General features: G+C 50.8%; 15 protein-coding genes. 6 read left to right on the forward strand and 9 right to left on the reverse strand.

Annotated features, from left to right (window positions below; all coding sequences use genetic code 11):
- Window positions 1–208: 208 nt before the first annotated feature.
- The 4 genes from DYD62_RS02100 to DYD62_RS02115 form a co-directional block, all read right to left on the reverse strand.
- Window positions 209–1,231: a FecCD family ABC transporter permease gene (locus DYD62_RS02100; RefSeq protein WP_115225843.1), complete on the reverse strand. Its 1,023-nt coding sequence runs from the start codon at window positions 1,229–1,231 to the stop codon at window positions 209–211.
- A gap of 312 nt (window positions 1,232–1,543) precedes the next feature.
- Complete coding sequence (locus DYD62_RS02105) at window positions 1,544–2,353, reverse strand: heme/hemin ABC transporter substrate-binding protein (RefSeq protein ID WP_115225844.1); 810 nt, start codon at window positions 2,351–2,353, stop codon at window positions 1,544–1,546.
- Between the two features lie 4 nt (window positions 2,354–2,357).
- Window positions 2,358–3,404 carry a hemin-degrading factor gene (locus DYD62_RS02110; RefSeq protein WP_115225845.1) on the reverse strand — a complete coding sequence of 349 codons (1,047 nt, stop codon included), beginning with the start codon at window positions 3,402–3,404 and terminating at the stop codon, window positions 2,358–2,360.
- Between the two features lie 430 nt (window positions 3,405–3,834).
- A complete protein-coding gene (locus DYD62_RS02115; protein ID WP_165928577.1) occupies window positions 3,835–5,970 on the reverse strand; it encodes a TonB-dependent hemoglobin/transferrin/lactoferrin family receptor in 2,136 nt (711 codons plus the stop codon).
- Between the two features lie 340 nt (window positions 5,971–6,310).
- Between DYD62_RS02115 and DYD62_RS02120 the strand changes: the two genes are divergently transcribed.
- From DYD62_RS02120 to DYD62_RS02145, 6 genes are all read left to right on the forward strand, one after another.
- The gene (locus tag DYD62_RS02120) at window positions 6,311–6,517 is read left to right on the forward strand and encodes a hypothetical protein (protein ID WP_132038594.1); all 207 of its coding nucleotides are present in this window, start codon (window positions 6,311–6,313) and stop codon (window positions 6,515–6,517) included.
- Window positions 6,489–7,778, forward strand: a complete 1,290-nt coding sequence (gene hutW / locus DYD62_RS02125; RefSeq protein WP_115225848.1) for a heme anaerobic degradation radical SAM methyltransferase ChuW/HutW — start codon at window positions 6,489–6,491, stop codon at window positions 7,776–7,778. The genes DYD62_RS02120 and hutW overlap by 29 nt, the downstream gene beginning before the upstream one ends.
- A 475-nt stretch (window positions 7,779–8,253) precedes the next feature.
- Entirely contained in the window at window positions 8,254–8,751 is a 498-nt protein-coding gene (hutX, locus tag DYD62_RS02130; RefSeq protein ID WP_115225849.1) for a heme utilization cystosolic carrier protein HutX, read from the forward strand.
- Between the two features lie 99 nt (window positions 8,752–8,850).
- Window positions 8,851–9,492 carry an NAD(P)-dependent oxidoreductase gene (locus tag DYD62_RS02135; protein ID WP_165928578.1) on the forward strand — a complete coding sequence of 214 codons (642 nt, stop codon included), beginning with the start codon at window positions 8,851–8,853 and terminating at the stop codon, window positions 9,490–9,492.
- A gap of 530 nt (window positions 9,493–10,022) precedes the next feature.
- Entirely contained in the window at window positions 10,023–10,781 is a 759-nt protein-coding gene (locus tag DYD62_RS02140) for a ChaN family lipoprotein (protein ID WP_115225851.1), read from the forward strand.
- Window positions 10,782–11,295: 514 nt separating this feature from the next.
- Complete coding sequence (locus tag DYD62_RS02145; protein WP_165928579.1) at window positions 11,296–13,977, forward strand: EAL domain-containing protein; 2,682 nt, start codon at window positions 11,296–11,298, stop codon at window positions 13,975–13,977.
- Between the two features lie 294 nt (window positions 13,978–14,271).
- Here the strand turns inward: DYD62_RS02145 and DYD62_RS02150 are convergent, their stop codons facing one another.
- From DYD62_RS02150 to DYD62_RS02170, 5 genes are all read right to left on the reverse strand, one after another.
- Window positions 14,272–15,147, reverse strand: a complete 876-nt coding sequence (locus DYD62_RS02150) for a polymorphic toxin-type HINT domain-containing protein (RefSeq protein ID WP_115225853.1) — start codon at window positions 15,145–15,147, stop codon at window positions 14,272–14,274.
- Between the two features lie 2 nt (window positions 15,148–15,149).
- The gene (locus DYD62_RS02155; RefSeq protein ID WP_233702859.1) at window positions 15,150–15,701 is read right to left on the reverse strand and encodes a GNAT family N-acetyltransferase; all 552 of its coding nucleotides are present in this window, start codon (window positions 15,699–15,701) and stop codon (window positions 15,150–15,152) included.
- Window positions 15,694–15,948, reverse strand: coding sequence for a hypothetical protein (locus DYD62_RS02160; RefSeq protein ID WP_115225855.1), 255 nt, complete (start codon window positions 15,946–15,948; stop codon window positions 15,694–15,696). Before DYD62_RS02160 ends, DYD62_RS02155 begins: the two co-directional genes overlap by 8 nt.
- Window positions 15,949–16,196: 248 nt before the next feature.
- Window positions 16,197–16,748, reverse strand: coding sequence for a DUF723 domain-containing protein (locus tag DYD62_RS02165; RefSeq protein WP_115225856.1), 552 nt, complete (start codon window positions 16,746–16,748; stop codon window positions 16,197–16,199).
- 68 nt (window positions 16,749–16,816) lie between these two features.
- Window positions 16,817–19,867, reverse strand: coding sequence for an efflux RND transporter permease subunit (locus DYD62_RS02170; protein ID WP_115225857.1), 3,051 nt, complete (start codon window positions 19,865–19,867; stop codon window positions 16,817–16,819).
- Window positions 19,868–20,625: the final 758 nt, after the last annotated feature.

The raw sequence follows: 20,625 nt of genomic DNA on the forward strand, positions 1-20,625 counted from the left end.
GAGGGCATTTGCGGCTGAAGCCACTTCTGCTGATCGCGTCTGCTCTTTAAAAGGGGTCATGTCACAGAGCGCTAAAGCAGATGTTCGCTAAAACACAAAAGGCATAAAAAACGGATCATTTTTCTTGGTATCCTCCGTGTCATTCTGTGCCCTCTGTCGTTCAGAATTTAGGTTTTATGTGCATACCAAGAGTCATCGCCCGTACGGTTTATTTCCGCGAAATCAGCAACCAAAGAAAGAACGGCCCACCGATCAGGCTGGTGACGATGCCAATTGGCAGCTCGGCGGGTTGTGCCACAAGGCGGGCTAGGCAGTCGGCGGCGACAAGGGCAATGGCACCGGCCAGCATCGATGCGGGCAATAAACGCCGATGATCAGCACCCAGCACCATTCTGACTAAATGTGGTACGACCAGCCCTACAAAGCCTATTCCGCCGGTTGCTGCCACCAGCGGGCCAATTAATAGTGCGGTGAGCAAGACTAACTTGCGACGGATGGCCTTCATGGGAAAGCCTAAATGCTGTGCTTCGCGCTCACCTAAGAGCAGTGCATTCATGGCGCGCCAGTGGCGCAGAATCAGCGCCGAAATCATCAGCAGGACAGGGCTTAGCACGCTAAGCAAAGACCATGTGCCACCTGCCAGACTGCCCATGCTCCAGAAGGTCAGGCTGCGCAGCTGTTGATCATCTGCCATATAGGTCATCAGCCCGATCAGGCTGAAGCAGATGGCATTGATGGCAATCCCCGCCAGCAGCAGCCCGGCAATGCCCTGATAATGTTTGCCCAAGTGATAAGCCAGCGCCGTGGCAATCAGGCTGCCAAGAAAGGCCGCCGGGGCCAGCACCATTAAGCTGCCCCCACCAAATAAAATGGCCGTGACTGCCCCTAAGGATGCGCCTGAGGTAATGCCCAACAGGCCAGGCTCGGCCAGCGGGTTTCTGAATAAAGCTTGCATGGCTGCGCCAGTGAGCGCCAATACCGCCCCGGCCAGTGCGCTAAATACAACGCGCGGCAGGCGCATATCCAGCAAAACGCTTTGCCAGAGCTGCTGCTCGGTGCCGATTTCAAATCGGGGGTTGAAGATTAACTGCGGTAACTCGCTAAGCGGAATGGCAACAGCGCCACTGCTGGCTGAAATCATCATCAGCAAAATAAGCAAGCCGCCTAAGGCCCACAGCAGCCAGTTTGAAAACTGCGGCAAGGTTGTGCGGGGCTGGCTTATTGCGGTCATGATCAATCCTGGTACAAGGGGAAAAAGATGAGTGCCTTCGGCACGTTGATTTTGGAGCGGTAGCCACCGCAGGGGCGTTCTTTTCTTCGCCAAGAAAAGAACCAAAGCGACAACACCAAAAACACGAAGACCCCTGCGCTGCGGACAATCGAGTCGGCGGCTGCGGGACTTACTTCGCTCGCTCAAACAGGATCAAAGAAACCCCGCCCCGCTTGTTCCTCGTGTAGCGGCTTCAAGGGGAGGATTTAAGCCCCATGCAAACAGCGCGTTTATTGCATTCCTCGCTGTTTGCTTGGCACCTATGAGGTTCTCCTACTTGGACACCTGCTTTAACTGTTGCAACGCTTCTGGCAGACGTACACCAAAGCCGAGCAGCAGCAGGTCATCCATCACTACAATTTTCTTGTTTTTGGCCGCAGGGGTCTGAGCCAGTCCTGGCATGGCGAGTACTTTTTCTAGGCCGCCAAGGTTTTGGACTGACATTCCCGACAGCACAATGACATCCGGCTGCAGCGCGGCGATGCTTTCCATGGACAGCGGTTTGTAGCCCTGTTGTTTGGCCAGTACATTGTTTAAACCGGCTAATTTCAAGATGGCGTCGGCAGTGGTTTCATTGCCAGCGCCTTCGGGGCTGCCACTGCGGCTGATCAGGAGCAGGGCGCGGGTGTTGCTGGCCGGGGCTGCAATGACATCACGCTTTAGCTTGGCCACGATGCTCTTGCCTTTTTCTTCCTCGTGTAAAGCGCTGGCGATGCCGGTGATGCGTTTTTCCAGTGCGGCCAAATTAGGCGCGCTTGGCAGCACAATCACAGGCACCCCGGTGCGTTGTAGCTTTGCCAACGCTTCCGGCGGGCCAGCCTGATCAGAGGCCAGAATCAAGTCAGGCTTTTGCGACAGCACGCCTTCCACCGAAAAAGCGCGGTAGTAACCTACCTTGGGCAATTTATTGGCTGCAGGCGGGTAAACGCTGGATTGATCCACCGCTACCAGCCGCGCTTCAGCGTCCAGTGCGTAAACGATCTCTGTGATGGGGCCGCCTAAGGTCACGATTTTCTTTGGGGCAGCGGCCAGTGCAGGTTGAAGCAGCGTCAGTAAAACAGACGTGATAAGCCATTTTTTCATGGGATCAGCCTGCCAAAGGGGTGCTACAAAGATCGCACATCAGCTTGCGCCATTCTGGCAACTCAGGCACGCCTGGTTTTCTTACGCCAAAGAATTGCACAATCAGCTCACCACCTTCGGTGTAAACCTCAAGTGAGGTCACCCAGCCGTCGCTGGTTGGCTTATTCACCACCCAGCATTCGCTGATGGCGGTGGTGTTGAGGTGCAGATTAAACATCGGGTCCAGAATATTGAACCAAGGGCCGGTGCGTAATAATTTTTCTACCGGGCCAGAGTGGATTTGAACCATGCCACGGTTGCTGACAAAGCACATAATCGGCAGTTTTTCGGTAGCAGCGCGCTGCAGCATGATTTCTGTGGCATCAATCGCCACGCGTTGTGCCAGATCATCCCCTGCTGCTTTTAAGGCGGCTAGGCGGGTGACTTTATGCTTGCCCAGCATAGGGAAAAAGCCGTGGGTATCGGTCAGGCTAAGCCAGTGCTCGCGCAAGGCTGCGTTATCCTGGCAATCGCCACGGCTGGTGTCGATGGGGTAAGCCTCAATTTGCATGGCTGGGATTTCAGCTGCGGCAAACTGGCTGACACAGGCATCGTAGCCGGCAGCATCGCTTTTTTCAGTTAAGTAAACTTTATGAACGGCCTCTCCAGCGCCATCAAAAAACTGCACGCTGCGGCGGCCGTTTTCATTCACGGCAAAAGCATGTTTCCAGTAGCTAAAAAACATCCGCAGGTCGATATCTTTACCCAGCACCATGCCTACTAGGCCTGTTGCGTGGATTTCCTCATAGCGGCCATGGCGCTCGTGCACACACCAGTCATTGCGGCTGAGCACCATCACTTCGCCTAAGTTTTGCAGCTGGATAAAAATCTCCTGTGGTGTGCCGGTGAGGGCAATTGCTTCTACGCCGCATTGCGCCGCAACCAGCTCGGCTTCAGATACTTGCAGGCGGGCCGCGCGATCACGGGCGCGAAGTTTAGGCTCGGCCGCAGCCAGCGCTTCGTAGTTGGCTTTCAGTACAGCGTTGCGTTCCTGGGTAGAGAGTGCGTGCATGGTGTGTCCTTATTGATCGGTTGATATGGCTTTGGGCGGGGGCACCTTAGGTGCTCTAACTAAAGTCAAAAAGATTTTTTAAGTGTCTTCGGCAAGTTGATTACAAAGAGCACAGAGAAAAACAACTCAGGAGCTAAGTTTTTATAGGGTGCACAACGACGTAGTCGCTCTGCACCGAAATCGGTGCGCAAGAAAAACGACTTGCACACCCTATAAAAATCAAACCCAATCTTGTTAAGTTGACAGGATTGAGATTTAAGCCCCGTGCAACTAGCCGTGATGAAACGCCAGATTATTTAGGCTTCAGAAATACTTAAAACACAATGGAAAATGTCTTAATTCAAAGCCTGTTTTTCTCCTTGAAACTTCGTGTTCTCTGTGGCCTCCGTGTTTCAAGGTTTGGGTTTTCCTGAACAACATACGCTAGCTTTTAAAACCGCCAATCTGCCGACACCCGCACATTGCGGCCCGGTTGGCTGTAGCGGTCCAGCGTGCTGCTGTTGGCGGCTAAAAAGCGCACATCGCTGTCTATCCAGTATTTTTGATCGGCAATATTAAATACGCCGCCGGATAGTTTTAGATCCTTGATGGGGGTCCACCAGAGGGCTAAATCGACGGTGCCATAGCCGGGTGATTTGAAATAGCTATCCTTGGATACTCGGGTTTTGGCGCTGGCGGCGGTGAGCAGCGCGTTGCCGCCCCATTGCTCCTTGCTGTATTCAAGGCCAAACACTGCTTTTAATGGTGCAACGCTGTCGAGTGATTCGTCAGTATCTTCATTACGGCCAACCGTCCAGGCCATATTGCCCCATGTACGCCAGTCTTTATTGATCTGCCAGTGGGCACGGCTTTCTGCTCCGTAGATACGGACACGGCTTTGGTTTTGACTTTGGAAGGTGATATTGGTACCGGGTACGCATAGTGGGTTGCCGGGGCAGGAAATGCTGACTTGTTCGATAAAATCTTTGTAGCGATTATCAAAAGCCGTGAAACTGCCGCCCACTGTGCTGTTGCCTAAGCGTGCGCCCAGCTCTACACCACGGCTGGTTTCCGGTTTTAAATCAGGATTAGCAATGGCGGCATAGCCCATGGGCGATACATAACTGCTGTTCAGCTCCATTGCACTTGGGGCACGAAAGCCTTCGCTATATTGGCCAAACAGGGTGATTTGCTCGGCGATTTTCCAGCTGGCGGCCAGCTTAGGCGATACCTTGGCGTCATCCAGCGCAACGGCCTTGCCACCCTGGCTGATAAATTCTGCGTCAAGCTTAGGGCGCAGTTTAAAGGCGTCATAGCGCAGTGCCGGGGTCAGCGTAAAGCGGCCTTCATCCCAGCCCATCTCATTTTGGGCGTAAATACCCCATTGGGTGGTTTGGGTTTTAGGGACATCACGCACAGGGGCGATGGTGCCGGTGCGCAGGGCGGCTAAATCATTTTGTAGCCACTCACCGCCAAGGGTCCAATGTTGGCTGATTGGGCCTGCGATGCGTTTTTCGATTAAGCCTGAGATGCCCACCATATCCTGATCATAAATAGATAAGCGCTGCCAGCTGGCTACATTGCGCCGCTGTTGTGTGGAGGTTTGCTCATTATTCTGGGTTTGGTAATACAGCTTGGCTTGGGCCGCGTCGATCAATCCTTGCGACGCTGCGGTATAGCTGTAATCCAGCGATACGCGGCTGCGGGTCTGGATATCATTGGCCTGGCTGCCAGTAATCGACGGCGTCATGGGGGCGCCAATATCGGTGTAAACCGTGGTATCTACTTCGCTGCGATAGTTTTCTGCTGCCATGGCTAGCTTGTGGCCGTTTTCAAAGTAGTGCTCTACCTTTGCCAATACGCTGCGTTTATTGGTGTCTTGCGGATTAGCCGTGGTGCGGCGGTAATCCTGGCTATCAACTGTGCCCTGGGTTTCATACTCATGGCCTTTGCGCTGAGCTGCTTGCAGCAGCCAGAAAGTATCCTGATTAAATGCACCGGCCACGGCGGCTTGTACGCTCAGTCCCTGATCGCTGCTGTCGTAATCTGATTTAACCTGGCCCGCAAAATGGCCTCGGCCACGCAGCATGTCGCTGGGGGACGTGGTACGCAGCCCAACCACTCCGCCCAAAGCATCTGAGCCATACAGCGTAGATGAAGGGCCACGTGCCACTTCGATGGCGCTGAGCTGGCTGAAATCAACCTGATCGCGGCCACTATTCAGATAGGCCCCAAAAGAAAAAGCATCGGGCAGGCGTATGCCATCCACCAGCATCAGCACCCGGTTGCCCTCTAAGCCACGCACATTCACGCTGGATAAACCGTAGCGGCCATTGCGGCTGATATTAATGCCTGGCTCCTCGCTGGCTAAATCGCGGTAATTCTTGATAAAGCTGCGATCCAATTCGGAGCGATCGGTGCTGCTGACCGATGGCGGCAATTCATCGAGTTTTTTATCGGTACGCGTTGCGGTGACCACCACAGGCTCTAACTGAGCGGCGGGGGCAGAATTACTACTGTTTGCGAATGCGCTTTGCAAGGTGGCGGCTAAAAGAGTGAGCGCGATAGCGTGAGTGCGGCGTTGCATACTGATTCCTGATAAATGCCTGCGATTGAAGTCATCACTGGCGGCGTAGACCATGGGCGCGAAGTGTTGCTGAAGGCTGCGGTTTGAAATTGCGATGCGTACTGAATAGGGCATGCAATAAGCACAACTATCGTAACAATAGTCATTCTCATTATCAATGGAATTTTACCTAAAATAGCCATGTGTAAGATGCTTTCACTTCTTGTAAAAATATAGGAGGGGTTTTAAAACGGGTAAAAAGGGTTCAGATCATGGCGAGGCAAGCTGTTGATACCTCGTTTGTCTTGCGTGGCCTGTTGGCGGTTTATTCTATATTTTTCAATTAGTTAAATAGGTGGTTGTGGCTGCTGGTTTAGCGTTTTTAAATGAATCATGGCCGTTTTTAGGCACTTTTTTACTGCAGGCAGAATATTTAAATGGTCTTAATCTTGATGTAAATCATCATATGAGTAAGTTGGGCTGGCCTTCTTTTTTTGTGTTAACGATAATCATTATCGATAAAATAAAAGGCAAACCCATTGCAAACCCTTATTTCAGAACCCAATAAAACCCAAGCTATTGCCACTGCCTTTAGTCAGCGCCGGGCCTTAATGCCTTTCTGGGGGCAGCAAGCGCTGGATGCCGAAGCATGGCCTCTTGCATGGCAAGAGATGAATCAAACCCCTTTGCCTGCGAATTCTTTGGCCTATGTGCATATTCCTTTTTGCGCTAATCGTTGCGTATTTTGTGGTTTTTATAAAAACGCATGGAAAGAAGAGCATGGCACTCCCTATGTAAACCGGGTGATTGCAGATTTGCAGCATGCTGCAGCCAGCAGAGTGTCGGGTGGCTCGATTGCTGCCGTGTATCTGGGCGGCGGAACACCTACAGCACTATCCGGGCCGGATCTGGCGCGCTTGCTGCGTGCCTTGCAGCAGTATTTGCCGCTGACTGATGATTGCGAAATCACCGTAGAAGGGCGCATTTCGCATTTTGATCGCGCCAAAATCGACGCTTGCCTTGCGGCAGGGGCGAATCGTTTTTCGATAGGCGTGCAAACTTTTCATACCCCGCTGCGCCGCCGTTTAGGCCGCAAGCATGGTGGAGAAGAGGCGGCCGCCTATTTGGCTGCACTGGCTGCCGGGCAAGAAGCCGTAGTCGTGGCCGATCTGATGTTTGGCCTGCCTGGGCAAGATGCAGCCATCTGGGCGAATGATCTGGATGTGGCGCTGGGCTTGGGCTTAGATGGCATTGATGTTTATGCCTTTAATTTGTTTCCCGGCCTACCCATTCAGCGCATGCTGGAGAAAGGCGTGTTCCCACCGATGAGTGGCTTGCCCACGCAGCTGGGTTTTTACCAAATGGCGCTGGATCGCTTTGCCGCAGCGGGTTGGCAACAGCTCTCAAACAGCCATTTTGGCTCGGGCCAAGGGCGAGAGCGTAATCGCTATAACTTAGCGATTAAATCAGGCCATAGCTGCTTGGCTTTTGGCTCGGGCGGGGGCGGTAGCCATGCAGGCTATGCCTATTCCATTGAGTCTGATTTAGAGCGCTATCTGGATGCCGCATCGCCCGCAATCGCCCGTGTCTCCCGCTCAGACCCAAGCCAGCACTGGGTTGCGGCTTTGCAAGGCAGCATCGAAATTGGCCAGATCGATGCATCTCTTTTACCCGTCGCCTGCCTGCCCCTGCTGCAAAGCTGGCAACAGCAGGGCTTGATTACGCCGCTGCAAAATTCACTATGGCACATCGCCCCACTGGCCCGTTTCTGGGGGCCAAGCATGGCGCGGGCTTTGGTGGATTACTCTGTTGTAAAACCCAAATCCTGAACCACAGAGAACATGGAGTTTCACGGAGGAAAATATCAATTTAAAAGTATTTTTTTGAATTTGTTTTAATTTCAGCAAACAACAAAAAAATGTAATGGCCGCGCTCTTTGCATAGGGCTTTTTAAAGTCCCCTTGAAACACGCCGGAGCGAGGAACAAACGGGGCGGGGTTTCGGCCAGGGAGCGAGGCAGCGAGCCAATCCCGCCTGCCGCCGACTCGATTGTCCGCAGCGTAGGGGCCTTCGTGTTTCGTGGGGCGGCCTTCTTTGGCTTCGTTTCTTGGCCGTTCAAGAAAGGAAGGCCCCTGCGGTGGCTAACCGCTCCAAAACCAACGTGCCGAAGGCACTAAAAAGGTCTTTTTGACTTTGCTTAATACATATCAGGTGAAACTCGTCTTACACAATTTACATCGCATGGCATTGGCATTGGCCTGACTGAATGCTTTTGCCATTTTTATTTAACTTTTGGAACAAACTATGAACAACACCCAATCCTTACGTGAACGTCTTAGCAAAAATCCCGGCGTGGTGCTGGAAGGCTTAGCCGCCTCTGCTGCACTGCCTATGAATGAGGTGATTGAATGCCTGCCTGCTGCAATGTGGCAGCGCCTTGCCGGTGAAAAAATGGCTGAGTTATTACTGGACATGGCCAACTGGGGCGATGTGACGGTGATTATGCACAGCAGCGATGTGATTATGGAATTCACCGGGCCGATTCCTGCGGGGGAGTTCAGCCACGGGTTTTTTAATTTGCCTGGGCCAACCGGCTTGCACGGGCATTTAAGGGTGGGCAATTGCGCTGCAATTTACGTAATAGAGCGCCCCTTTATGGGCCGCGATACAGCCTCTGTGCTGTTTACCAATCACGAGGGGGGCGTGATGTTTAAGGTGTTTTTAGGCAGGGATAGCAAAGGAGAAATCTCAGCCAGCCAGCTTGAAGCACTGCATCGGTTTTTTGAAGTCGCGGCTGTCTAAAAAGCATGATGCGCATTATTTGGGCTACTAGAGGAGGAGGGAATGCTGTAATGTTTAAATGATGATGATTGTTATTTACAATTTTGAAAGGCCATTCAAGTGATACACGATGTATTGATTTTTGGCGCCAGCCGCGGGCTAGGATTATGCCTTGCCAGGGCCAGTGTGCTGCGCGGTGAAAAGGCGGCCGCCATGGTCAGGCCGGATAGCGATACTGCCGCTTTAAGCGAGCTGGGTATGACCTTGATTAGGGGGGATGCTTTCAGCCTAGATGACTGCATCGCCGCCATTCAACAGGCTGGCGCAAAACGGGTGATCAGTGTTTTGGGCGGTAAAAATGCAGCAGGGCAGCGGATTGATGCCCTAGGCAATTTAAATGTGATCGAGGCTATAGAAGTGGCTGCACCTCAGGCAAGGTTTTTACTAGGCACGTCTTTGGGCTGTGGCGATCAATGGGATTCATTAGCGGAAGGGGCTCAGCGTATGTTGGGCGAGGCAATTAAAGCTAAAAATCAGGCCGAACAGCGCTTAGAGCAAAGCGCTTTAACTTGGATGATTGCAAGGCCTGCAGGCCTGAGTCATCAGCCCGCCACCGGCCAGTATCGAGTGCTGGCAGGGCGCGATGATGCGGGCAATTATTTGCCCAGAGCAGACGTTGCCAGTGCCATGCTAGAAATCTTTGCCGAGGATGAGCGCCTCTATAAAGCGTGGACCATTCTGGGGCCGGCAGATCCTGCTTGATTCTACTTAACACTTGAAGGCTGGGCACAGCCCAGCTGCCGCTCATTTATAAGCATGAATCTTAGGGCGGGTGTAACCCCATGTGTGCAAACCAAAATAAAAAAGACCATTTTAGTGCCTTCGGCACGTTGATTTTGGAGCGGTTGGCCACCGCGGGGGCCTTCCTTTCTTGAACGGCCAAGAAACGAAGCCAAAGAAGGCCGCCCCACGAAACACGAGAACCCCTTCGCTGCGGACAATCGGGTCGGCGGCAGGCGGGATTGGCTCGCTGCCTCGCTCCCTGGCCGAAACCCCGCCCCGCTTGTTCCTCGCTACGGCGTGTTTCAAGGGGACTTTAAAGCCCTATGCAAAGAGCGTGGTTATGGTTTTTCGTTGTTTGCTAATGTAAAAGCAAAATGGTTTGCGCATATGGGGTGTAGTCCGCCGTTTTCCCTGGTATTTCATGCCCAAACTAGACGGGTTTCACCCGCCCTAAGAGATTCACAGATTTGTCACCACCATTCATTTGCTAAGGCACACATGTATAAAAAATCCTCCCTGCCCTTTGTGCAGCACTTGTTTTAAGCGCCTGTGCCAGCAGCCCTGCTAGCGCCCCTTTTGCGGGTAAATCTTATGTCTTGATGGGCGAAGTGCACGATAACGCCCTCGGGCATCAGGCTCGTTTTCAGGCTTTAGAAAAAGCGGTGCAGGCAGGCTGGCGCCCGGCGATTGCCATGGAGCAGTTTGATGTGGAGAGCCAAGCAGATTTGGATCAGGCGCGTCTGGAGCAGCCGGATAATCCTGATTATTTAATTCAAAAAATGGGTGGCAAGCGCTGGGATTGGCCACTTTACCGCCCTGTGATCGCAATGGCCATGCGTTACGATTTACCGATTATTGCGGCTAATTTATCCCGCCAGGATGCAGGCAAAGTGGTGAAATCCGGCCTTTCTTCGCTGCCAGATGCCAAAGCGTTGGGCCTAACTCAGTTACCTGATGGTTTGCTGGCAGCACAGCGTGAAGAAGTGCGCGTGGGGCATTGCAATAAGCTACCAGAAAACTTACTCGATGGCATGGCGCTGGCGCAAATTGCCCGCGATGCCGTGATGGCCAAAGTGATGAAGCCTTATCAGGCGCGGGGCGTGGTGCTGTTGGCGGGCAATGGCCATGTGCGCCGTGATATGGGTGTACCGGTTTGGTTGCCCAACACACTGTCTGTGGGCTTTGTTGAAAGTAGTCAGCAGGGGGCTTTTGATCAGGAGCAGCTGATTGCCCCAGCAAACAGGACTGATCCTTGCGCGGGCTTTTAAGCATGCTTAACTGCCGCCCGGTGTGAAACTGGAGCGGGCAGTCAATTTATTTTTTTCAATTAATCATTGCTGCTGTGGATTTAAATGATGAATAGATTTTGTGGCTGATTGTATTAATCCTTAAGCAAACGTTAAAAAAAATCGTACTGAAGCCTTAACTTCATTACGATTTTTTTATGCTTGTAACAATAAGAGTCATGTTGTAGAAGCAAAATTTTAGATCTAGGATTTAGTGTGGGATAAGAATGTATCTTAATGTAATGGCTATGCATAAGTTGCTGATTTAAAGTGCCTGATGGCATATCGCTTGCTGTTTCTGCATAGGGTTTGTAGTCATATACATTAGAATTTAGTAATATACGGCGCTGAATCCGGTATTTCCCCATTTAAATCGGTTTATTGCACTGAACAAGCCGCAACAAATATCGGCTTAAATTGAAATAAACACTTGTTTTTTTGTAAGCCATCTAAAACAAATTGAATGATCAGCTGCACATTGGTGCATGATCGTAAGATGGCACGAAGGCCTCGTTCTTGCTGGGCGCAGCGCTTGGCAGATGATGTTTTGCTGCGCAGTGAAATTCTTAAAAAGTTGAGGCATGCTTTGGGACTAGAAAATTTGAAACTGCGCGGAAGGGTGTCACTCCAGTTTGCCGTTACTGCTACTTTTATCATTATGCTGGCATTAACGCTTGGTTCGATTATTAGTTTGCAAATGCGCAATCAATCCAAAATGCTTAAAGATTTAAGCAGTAAAGTGATTTCGGCTGAAGTAGCGGCTGTGCGCAGCGATTTAAATGTTTTTCTGCGCGCCCCGGCACTGGCAAACCGAATGGTGGCCGTGCTGATGAGAGAGCAGTATTCGCCTCTGGATAAAGATTTATCACAGTTTGAAGTGCCGTTTGCCCATATTCTGGGTGAGGTTTTCCCCGATCAAAAACAACTGAGCCTGATTTCATTTGGCTCTGTGCATGGTGAATATATTGCAATCAGCCGGGAAATTTTAACCAATCAATTTTCTCTGCTGCTTAAAGACCGCAGAACGAATGGTTATTTAAACTTTTATAAAGGCTTGCAATCGTCTGATCCCATTTTAAATCAATTTGCAAATTATGATCCAAGGCCAAGGCCATGGTATGCCCCTGTTGGAAAAAGTAAAAAACCATCATGGACAGCGGCTTATCAGGATTACGATGCGGTGCAGGGGATTACTGTTTCATTTAGCAGCCCGCTATATGATGGGGCGGCTCATTTTATTGGTGTGGTGGCTAGCGATATTAAGCTGGATAATTTTGATGACTATCTGCGGGCCAGCCCTAATCTTGGCCACGGGGCAATTTATATTGTCGGGGAAAATAACGAGCTTATTTCTCACTCCACCCATGAAGACCCTTTGCCGCGCATGCCCTTATTAAAATTGCCAAATCAGGAAAGTGCCAAGCTGCTGAAACCTAAAGACAGCTCAAATCTGATGGTAAAAAACAGTGCGCCACTTTTATTAAAAAAAGATGTGAAAGATTTTGAATTTAATCTGAATGGTGAAAGAATATATGGCCGTGTTTCTCCGGTAGTGGATGGTAATGGTTTAAATTGGCGTATTGTTGTTTTAATTCCGGAGCGTGATTTATTAGGCACGCTTAAAAAAGATATGCTGATTACCTTTATTATTGTATTAATTATTGGTTTGTTTGCTGCACTGGTGGCGTGGAAAACCATTGCCAGTATTACAAAGCCTATTTTGCTTGCAGCACAAACCGCCCGGCTTTTGGCAAAACAAGAATGGCAGCCTACAATTGCAGGCGGGCTGCAGCTTAAAGAAACTAAATTACTGGCCAATGCATTTGATGAAATGTCGAACGCTTTATCCTGCTCTTTTGATCAGCTAAATTACCGTATCCGCCATGATCATATTACCGGGCTGCTGAGCAGGGAAGGCTTGCTTGAGGAAATGCTTGAGCTGGTTAAAAAATCGCCAGATATGAAATGGGATGCTTTGTTTTTAATCGGTCTGGATAATTACCGCAGCATTCACGATAGTATCGGTTATGAGCAGGGCGAAGAATTGCTCTGCGCTATTGTCAATAATCTAAAGCCGTATTTGCCGGAAAAAGCATTGTTTGCACGCGTGGCAGAAACAGAATTTGTGGTGTGCCTGCCCATCGATTTTAATCAAACCAGCCTTGACCATTTGATTAATAGCTTTCAAGGCAGTTTTTCGCAGTCATTTAATTTGCAATATGATGAGGTTTTGATTACAGCCAGTTTAGGCGTGGTCTGCACCCCTTTTAATCATGACGATTTGATTGAAAATATGCGCAATGCCAGTATGGCATTGAGTAAGGCTAAAGAAAAAGGCCCAATTTCTTATGAAGTATTTCAGGGCAGCATGGCTGAACAATCAGCTAAAAAAATACATTTAATTGCTGAATTAAATGCAGCCATAGAGAAAAATGAATTCAGAATATATTTTCAGCCTGTTGTCAGTTTAAATGACAGCCAGGTCATTGGGGCAGAGGCATTAGTGCGCTGGCAAAGCGGCCAGCGTGGCTTGGTTGCGCCCGGAGTATTTATTCCCTTAGCTGAAGAATCAGGTTTGATTTTACAAATTGGTAATTGGGTGCTGCGTGAATCATGCCGCCAGATTGCTGAACGGTTGGGAAATGGCTGGGCCAGTAATTTTGATGTGCATGTTAATGTTTCTGTGCGGCAGCTGATTCAGTCTGATTTTTATCAGAATCTGGAAAACATCCTGCTTGAGTATCATTTACCACCCCATAACTTAACGCTGGAAATTACTGAATCTATTTTGATTGAAGACAGTAATGTGATTGCTACTTTGATTGGGCGGATCAGAAATCTGGGTGTATCCATTGCCATTGATGATTTTGGTACGGGCTATTCATCCATGTCTTATCTGCATCAGTTTGCCTTTGATTGCCTGAAAATTGATCAGTCTTTTGTAAGCCGCTTTTTGGATAATCATAAGAGCGAAGCCATTATTTCCGCGATTATCCGCCTAGCTGCAGGGTTTGATGTACCTCTGGTGGCTGAAGGCGTAGAAACCGCCGAGCAAGCTAAAAGATTGTACGAGCTAGGCTGCCAGCGCGCCCAAGGCTATCACTTTGGCCGTCCGGCGCCTTTGGAAGAATGGCCTCAAGCGTGGTGTGGCACGGGTAAAGCCGGGCCACTTGCCTGAACGCTGAGGACCATGGCGTTTTCATCCGTATCCGGGTTTAACATGCTTAATTGATTGGCTGTTGCTTGCACAGATTATTCATTTGCTGCAACGAAACATCGTCATTCCCGTATGCCTTTGCTGCGAATCCGGTGATGCGTCTGGATTCCCAATAAAAGCACTAGGGGATGACGGCTTTATCTTGTTAGGTCGTTAGCGGTTTGTTTTGAGCTATATTTTGTGATTCTTTTTTAACAGGCATATTGCAATTTGTTTCATCACAAATTTTGATGCGCTACCCCTCATGCAATCTCTCTAGCCCTTAGTCATTTTATTGCGAACCCAGACGCCTTCTTCGCCAACATAATAGGTGTGGCAATCTTCTACTTCCAGATTGTAAACGCGAGATTTAAATGCGCGATCCCCTTCGTCATAAATAATCGACAGCATTGCTTTATGATCAAAAACCTTGCAATCAAAATCTCCTGGGTAGGAATAGGGTACAGCAACGTCACGCTCACAACGATATGGATATGCCCAGAGATCACTGCCTGCGTCGAAAGTGACAATATGCGCTTCACTCTCGTTGTCTGGAATGCCCAGAATATCGGTTCGCACCCAGCCCATACCTGCCACCGGTGTGCGCCAAACCGGCCACACTTGCTGCACGATGGCAATGCCCCCATCAGCCAACTGCAATTGCTGATCTGCCCTTAATTCCCCAGCCGCAGTCCATCCTTCGCCATCCACCCAGAATGGATGGTTCGCCGTGGCATACAAATGGTGGATCGGCTGATCGCGTTTCAAATGATCTTCTGCTGCAAGCGTATATTTAACGACCCAGATTTCTTTGTCGTCGTAAGTGAAGGTATTGACAACTTGTTTGTAGACCCGCTCACCGCCACCTTCCGGCTGCGATAACACGCGATCACCGATCCGGATTTTTTCAATGGGTTTGAGCCCCTGATCCGTGTGTACCAGCGTCCCGGCAATAAAGCAGCCGCCCACTTGCTTAGGCAAATGCTTGCCTTTTTTATCCCAATTAAATAGTTCGCAACTACTGGTAAGCGGCTTCTGATATTCAATTTCTTTGTGCATGGCATCTGTATCACTATGAGTGGCAAACATTTCATCGGCATGGGCTGCCGTTTGCGGTTCTAAAATAAGATCAGCGCTGCTTAGCGTTCTCATGCTTACCAATCCCTTTTGAGCAGCGCGTATTGCAATAAATCATGATGCTGCCCATGCCAGAATCCTGCTTCCCTAAAGCAGCCTTCCTGCACAAAACCAAGCGACTCTAGAGATTTAATGGATGCTGAGTTTTGCGGATGTACTTGGGCCTGAATGCGATTAAGTGCCATATGCTCAAAGCCCCAAGCCAAGATCGCCAGCAAGGCTTCGCGCATCAGGCCCATGCCCCAGTGGCTTTGTGCCAGCTCGTAGCCGATATGGCAGTGCTTAGCATTTTTATCCCATTTAAACAGCCCGCAGCTGCCAACAATTTGCCCCTGATATTCAATGCCCCAGCGCGTGCCAGGATTGGGCATGGTGCGCCAGCTTGCAAAAATCTTAATCAACTGGCTTGCTGCAGCAAGATCCGCCATGGTATCGCAGCCAAACCAGCGCATGGCGTCTGCATCACTATGAATGGCAAAGATCGCGGCGGCGTCGCCGGCCACCAATTCACGCAGGTTTAAGCGCGGTGTTTGAATAAGGGGGAAGGGGGATTGAGCATGATCAGGCAATGAGTAAGCCCGCCGCATTTAATCTTTGCGCGATCGAATCTAAATCGCCCTCATATTCCCAATACATCACCCGGCCATGCGATGAGCTGACTAGCAGATATTTCTCGGTAACAGATTGAATTCGCTCAATCGCGATCAGTTTTTCTAAGAAAGGCTCGTCATGGAATTCTTCGACGATTTCCTTGTTCTCGGCGGTATAGCCGTGAACCAGCATGGCGGTGCGAACTCTTAGTGCGATGTATTTCATGGGGTGTCCTTGGTGATTTATCAACACAAAACCGTCATCCCCGAATGTATTTATCGGGGATCCAGCCGCGCAGCTGGATTCCCGCCAAAGGCATGCGGGAATGACGAAGTTGTGTGGCGGGAAATCAAGATGAGCGCCTAGTTCTGATGTGTTGGTTATGATTTCGTAGGATGGTTTTTTTTGAACTAAGTTTGCCTCGCTTAGCGATTTTGACGATACCCATCAAGAAAGCAGTGTTTTGATGGGTATCACTTTGCCCTAACGGATCCTACAAGGCTATACGGATACTTGATGGCTGCGTTGCGGAGGTTTTCGTACATGGTCTTTACGGCTTGGCCTTGTCGTTTGAACGTCGCTAATTTCCTTTCTTGGCCACACACGGGGCAGCCTCGCGCCGTCTCCCCTTTGGTTCTGCTTTGCAGGCCATGAAGAACGCAGGCGAATTCATATACATACATCCCCGCGTCGTTCTTATAGGTCTTTCCAGTCATCGTGCAGGCCGCGCCGGGGGCCGTGTCCAGCAGGGCCTGCAGTCCTTTGATCCCTTCTTCAGTCAGCACGCCTCTGTTCGCTCCTTTGATGTGAGCAATTCCCGCCTTGTCGGACTTGGCGTTGCCGCATTGGGGGCAGGGGTGTTTTGAGGCAAGAATATTGGACGCTTTCGATGCTTGGATTTTCCCATGGATAGGGCAGGTTAACGTGATCGGGGCGTCTGTACGGGTGAAGTCACTCAGCACGATGCCCGAGGATGGAAATTTTTTGTCAAATCGAGCTTGAATCGTTGAAAGATTAAGTGCCATAAGTCCTCAAAATATATTTGCTTCGCTTTAATTTTTTAAATATGTTGTGCCAATGGTTTAGCGCTTTTCTAAGTTTGTTCAGCTTTTCTCCGCCTGCCCAGCCACTGCACAAAATCATCCACAAAGGTAAATACCACAGGCACCACCAAGAGGCTGAGCAGGGTGGAGGTGATCAGGCCGCCGATCACGGCAATGGCCATCGGCGATCTGAAGCTGGGGTCGATGCCGATGCCCAGTGCAATCGGTAACATGCCTGCGCCCATGGCGATGGTGGTCATGACGATGGGGCGGGCGCGTTTTAAGCCTGCGTCCATTAGCGCGTCAAAGCGGCTCATGCCTTCACGGCGGGCGACGATGGCGTATTCCACCAGCAAAATGGAGTTTTTGGTGGCGATGCCCATCAGCATAATCAGGCCAATCAGCGTGGGCATGGAGAATGAGCTTTGGGCGATGAGCAGCGCCAAAAATGCACCACCAATGGATAAAGGTAAAGCCGCCAGAATAGTAACGGGCTGCATAAAGTCTTTAAACAGCAGCACCAGCACCATATAAATGCAGAGCACGCCGGTGAGCATGGCAATCCCAAAGCTGGCAAAGAGTTTTTTCATTTCTTCTGCATCGCCAAAGGCTGCACGCTCTACGCCCTTGGGCAGTTGCAGCAGGCTGGGCAGTTGATCGACTTCTGCGCTCACGTCCCCAAGCGAGCGCCCGCTCAGCTCTATATCAAAGATCACGTCTCTTGCCCTGTCGTAGCGGTCAATCTGGCTGGGGCCAGAAGACAGCTCAACACTGGCGACTTCGCCCAGCATCACATCGCCATTTTTGCCCGGTACTTTCAGCTGTTTGATTTGTTCTAAATCTTTGCGCGTGCTGTCGGGCAGGCGCACAACGATGGGGATTTGCCGCTCGGGAAGATTAAGCTTGGCGACCTGAGTATCAAAATCGCCGACCGTAGAGATACGAATGGTGTCCGAAATACTGGCAATACTGACGCCTAAATCGGCTGCCCTAGCCAAATCCGGCCGGATGCTGACTTCGGGGCGCACTAGGCTGGCGCTTGAGGTCACCGCGCCTACGCCTTGAAGGGTGCGCATATCGCGCTCTACATTTTGTGCTGTGGCTACGAGGGTTGCCGGATCATCACCTAGCAAAATGAGCTGAAATTTTTCACCTGATCCTCCAAGGCCCACGCTCAGGCGTACACCGGGAATATCTTTAAGTAAGTCTCGTAAACGGGATTCAATAATGATTTTTTTATCCCGCTCAGTGCGCCCGCTCAGCGTTAAGGTGAGATTCGCTTTGTTGACTTCGGTAATGCCCGCAGCAAAAGGATCGGCGCCTGCGCCGCCTCCGCCAATGGCGGTATAGATGCGGATCACTGATTTTTCGCCCGCTAACAGCAGGCGGGCGCGTTCGGCTACGCTGCTGGTTTCTTCCAGCGTGGCACCGGGCGGTAATTCAATTTTAACCAGCGTTTGCGATCGGTCATCGGGCGGAATAAAGCCGGTGGGCAGCAGGGGCACCAGCATCAGCGAGCCAATAAAAAACAGCAGTGAGAAGAGGGTAGTTAGCTTGCGATGCCTTAAGCACCAGTGTGCCAGCTTCAAATAGGCCTGCATAATGCGGCCTTCTTTATGTTCGTGGGTGATGGGCTTGAGGATATAAGCCGCCATCATTGGCGTGAGTAAACGCGCCACAATCAGGGATGCCATAACCGCCAGTGCGGCTGTCCAGCCAAATTGCTTAAAGAATTTTCCAGGCACGCCCGCCATAAAGGCGGTGGGCAAAAATACGGCAACAAGGGCAAACGTCGTGGCGATCACGGCAAGGCCAATCTCATCCGCTGCTTCCATGGCGGCCTGATAGGGGGATTTGCCCATGCGTAAATGGCGGACAATATTTTCGATTTCTACAATCGCATCATCCACCAGAATCCCGACAATCAGCGCCAAAGACAGCAGCGTGACCGTATTCAGGCTGAACCCAAGGTAGGCCATGCCAATAAAAGCAGGCAAGATGGAGAGCGGCAAGGCGGCGGCAGAAACTAAAGTGGCGCGCCAGTCGCGTAAAAACCACCACACCACCAGCACGGCCAGCAGGGCGCCTTCCCATAGCAGCTTCATCGATCCGTCAAAGGACTCCTGCACCGGCTCGGCCATATTGTAGGCTTCGGTGATGGTGAGGCCCGCGTTGGCGGCTTTGATCTTTTCCAGCGCAGCGTGAATGCCTGCGGCGACTTCAATCTCACTTGCCCCGCGTGAGCGGCTGATTTCAAAACCCACCACAGGCTTGCCATCAAGGAGGGCAATCGAGCGGCGCTCGGCGGTGGTGTCGGTAATGGTGGCAACCTGATCGAGGCGGATGCTGCGGCCATCGTTCAGAGGTAGTGTCATCTGGCCTAATTCACCCGCGCTTTGCACGGTAGATAGCGTGCGGATCGCCTGCTCGCTGCCAATTAAATCGCTGCGCCCGCCGGATGAATCACGCTGAGTTTGTGCAAGGCTGCGGGAAACATCGGCCGCACTGACGTTGAGTGCGGCCAGCCTTGCAGGGTCGATTTCTACGCGAATTTCCCGGTTGATCCCCCCGACTCGGGAGAACTTGCCCACGCCAGAAACAGAGCGGATTTCCTTGCTGATTTTGTTATCTACCAGCCAGGAAAGGGCTTCTTCGCCTAAGGAGCCGGATGCAACGGTAAACACCAGAAAGGGCACGCTGGAGAATTCTACCTTGCCGATAATGGGGTCTTTTAGATCGCTGGGCAGATCACCACGCACCCCGCTGATGGCATTTCGTACGTCTTCTACGGCTTCATTGATGGGTTTTTCAAGTACAAATTCCACCGTGAGCATAACGGTGCCGTCTTGAATTTTGCTGTAAACGTGCTTGACCCCCTGTAAGGCAGAAACGGAGTTTTCCAGCTTTCTGGCCACTTCGCTTTCCAGCTGAGCAGGCGCAGCCCCAGGCTGTATGGCCGTTACCGTGACCATCGGCAGCTCAATATCTGGGAAGTCCTGCACCTTCATGCTTTGAAAAGACAGCACACCGGCTAAAGACAGTAAGACAAATAACATAATGGCCGGGATGGGGTTTCTGATCGACCAGGCAGAAAAATTCATTACTTATCCTTAAGGGCGTGGCTTAGGGGATTGCTATGTGTTTTTGCAGGGCGGGTGCTTACCCGCCGTTTTCCTATCATTTAATGGCAAAGCTCGGCGGGTTTCACCATCCAAGCTAAGTAAAGTCAAAAAGATCTTTTTAGTGCCTTCGGCACGTTGATTTTGGAGCGGTAGCCACCGCGGGGGCCTTCCTTTCTTGAACGGCCAAGAAACGAAGCCAAAGAAGGCGACTCTGACCAGATCATCTTAGGGTGGGTTAGGCCGCACTTGATGCTCATTAGGACGCAAATACATTTCGGCTGTAACCCGCCATGACACTTCACCGCTATTTAGTAAAAAAACAAACAGGCCTTTTTAGTGCCTTCGGCACGGTGTTTAGGTGCGGGAATCCCCCGCGAAGTCTTTGATTTCTGCTTCGCCAAGAAAGTAAGCAAAGAAGGCGACCCCACGAAGCACGAAACCCCTCACTGTGGATAATCAACTCGGCGAAAAAGGCTGCTCGGGAGCAAGCTCGCTACCCCTTTTCCGAAACCCCGAGCTGCTTATTCCTCGCTTCGGCGTGCTTCAAGGGGAGACTCAAGCCCCGTGCCATGAGCTGCGGAATTAATTTTTAATGGTTGAGTGCTGACAATAAGTCCAACCCAACTCAACCCAACTCAAAAGTTTTTCCTCCGCCTTTGCCTTTCTCCGTGAAACTCTGTGTTCCCTGTGCCCTCTGTGGTTCAAAATTTAGGTTTTTTGATTTAGGTTTTTTGATT

It is taken from the genome of Iodobacter fluviatilis (assembly GCF_900451195.1).
Taxonomy (GTDB): Bacteria; Pseudomonadota; Gammaproteobacteria; order Burkholderiales; family Chitinibacteraceae; genus Iodobacter; species Iodobacter fluviatilis.